This window comes from Xenococcus sp. PCC 7305 (assembly GCF_000332055.1).
Classification (GTDB): Bacteria; Cyanobacteriota; Cyanobacteriia; order Cyanobacteriales; family Xenococcaceae; genus Xenococcus.
In genome coordinates, this window is record NZ_ALVZ01000015.1 from 1 (window position 1) to 2,515 (window position 2,515).

Annotated in this window: 1 protein-coding gene; it reads left to right on the forward strand. The window is 40.9% G+C overall.

The features are described from left to right. Positions 1 to 103: 103 nt before the first annotated feature. Positions 104 to 2,515 (forward strand): CHAT domain-containing protein (locus XEN7305_RS00160; RefSeq protein ID WP_006507259.1); only part of this gene is annotated, 2,412 nt, incomplete at its 3' end.

A 2,515-nucleotide genomic window follows, 5' to 3' on the forward strand; every position in this document is an offset into this window, starting at 1 on the left:
CGACAATACGGATGGAAAAATATGGCTCAAGCTCAACGGCTTTGTTCAAGATCCTTAGCTCTGCTCATGGATGTTTTTATAATGAAATAGCCCTGATGAGGATGTGGGTTATCGGACAATTTCTCGTCCTTTGGTGGAAGCGATTCGCAATGCGAAGCTGCGCGTGAATATTGAGCTTTTGCGGCCTGGTACTTATGAGGCTTTAGAACGACATCTTGAGAGCAAGGGAAGCGGATATTATCATATTGTGCATTTTGATGTCCATGGAGCGTTGATAGCTCACCAAGATTATCAAAGGTATCGGGAGCAAGTTGAACAGCAAAAAGAAATTGAAAATAATCCTTATGTGTTTAAGGGCAGATATGGCAGAGAAGAGATTGCAAAATATGAAGGTTTAAAAGCATTTTTGTCTTTAGAAGGAGCCGAGAAAGGGGAACATGATTTTGTTGAAGCGACAGAAATCGCTAATTTACTAACAGGGAAAGGAATTCCCGTTTGTATTCTCAATGCTTGTCAGTCGGGAAAACAACTCAATCAGTCGGAAGCAACAGACAATCGCGAGACTAGCTTGGGTAGTCGCCTGATGAATGCGGGAATGCAAATGGTGGTTGCTATGAGTTATTCGGTAACGGTGACAGCAGCAGAAATTATTATGGAGCAGATTTATCGGCATCTGTTCGCACAGCAGGATATTTATCAAGCGATTCGTTTGGGCAGAAGAGAATTATATAACCGCAAAGGCAGAAGGGCTTATTACAATACGGAAATTGAACTGGAAGATTGGCTCTTGCCTGTGACCTATTGCAATGGCAAGGTTGATTTTAATTTGAGGGCATTTTCTCCCGAAGAAGAGGAGAATTATTACCTAAGTCTGGATAGTAAATATGAGTTTCAGAAACCAAACTATGGTTTTGTGGGTAGGGATTTAGATATTCTTTTGCTCGAAAAGGCTTTGCTCAAGCATAATATCCTTTTGTTGCAGGGCATGGGCGGTACAGGGAAAACCACGCTGTTAAATTATCTGCGGGAATGGTGGCAGGTTACGAATTTTGCGGAGGATATTTTCTATTTTGGTTACGACGAGAAAGCTTGGACGCTGCAACAGATTGTTTTTGCTATTGGGCAGAAAATATATGATCGCTTTGAGTTTGGGACTTTTCAGGCTCAGAAGCTGACGGTGCAATGGCGCAAGCTAGCGGACAAGTTACGCACAGAATCTTATATTCTGATTTTGGATAATTTGGAGTCGGTGACGGGGCAACCTTTAGCGATTCAAAATACCCTTGACGAGTCGGCGCGGGAGGAGATTCGGAAGTTTTTGGCTGCTTTGGTAGGTGGGAAAACTAAGGTTGTTTTGGGTTCAAGGATTAGAGAAGATTGGTTACGGGAAACTACTTTTGGAGACAATATTTATCGGTTAAAGGGTTTGGATGCCCAAGCGCGGACTGATTTGGCAGAGAATATTTTACAAAAGGTCAATGGTCGCACTTCTTGGGATGAGGTTAAAAGCGATCAGCAGTTTGACCGGTTGATGAAGCTTTTGGCGGGTTATCCTTTAGCGATGGAAGTGGTATTGGCGAATTTGAAGCAACAATCACCATCGGAAATTTTGGAGCAGTTGGCAACGGCGGAGATGGATGCTGGGGGAGAGGATCGGACGAATAATATTATTAAATGTATTGATTATTCCCATAGTAATTTGTCGGAGTCGGCACAGAAGTTATTGTTATTATTGGCTCCGTTTCGGGGATTTATTAATACTTTAGCAATTCCGAATTATGTGGAAGAGTTGGGAAAGTTGGAGCCGTTTCAAGATTATGAATTGGAGCAATTAGAAGTTGCAGTAGCTGAAGCGGTGAATTGGGGTTTGCTGTCGCCGATGAGTCAGGATTTGCCGCAACTGTTGACTATTCAACCAGTTTTGCCCTATTTTTTGCAAACTAAGCTCAAAGAAGTTGAGGAAGAAACCAGAGCGGCTTTGCAGGAAGGATTTAAGAATCACTACAAAGGATTGGCGCGTTCTTACAATGATTGGATGAAATCAAAAGAGCCGCAGAAAAGACAAATGGGGATAGCTTTTGTGCGCTGGGAATATGAAAATCTTTATCAAGGGTTGCAGATTTGTTTAGAGCAACAGGAAAGAGTTTATACAATTTGGATTTGTTTATATGATTACTTGGGATTAGTTAGTAATAAAAATGAACAATTACAACTCACCCAAGATTTATATGAGAAGTTATCTAAATTAACGCCTGAAAATAGCTATGAAGGATGGGAAAGGGATATTATTCCAATTTCAGGAAATTTAGCTAATTGCTACCAAGGAAAACAAGATTATGAAGCAGCTAAAGAAATTCATCAAAATATAGCAAATTTGGTTCCTGACTTAAAAAACCTTGAAGATAGCCAAAAAAAATCTTACCTTGCTACTGCTAACCACCAATTAGGGAGAGTAGCCCAACAATTAAGGCAATACCAGCAAGCCAATGATTACTATCTCCAAGCTTTGGATATC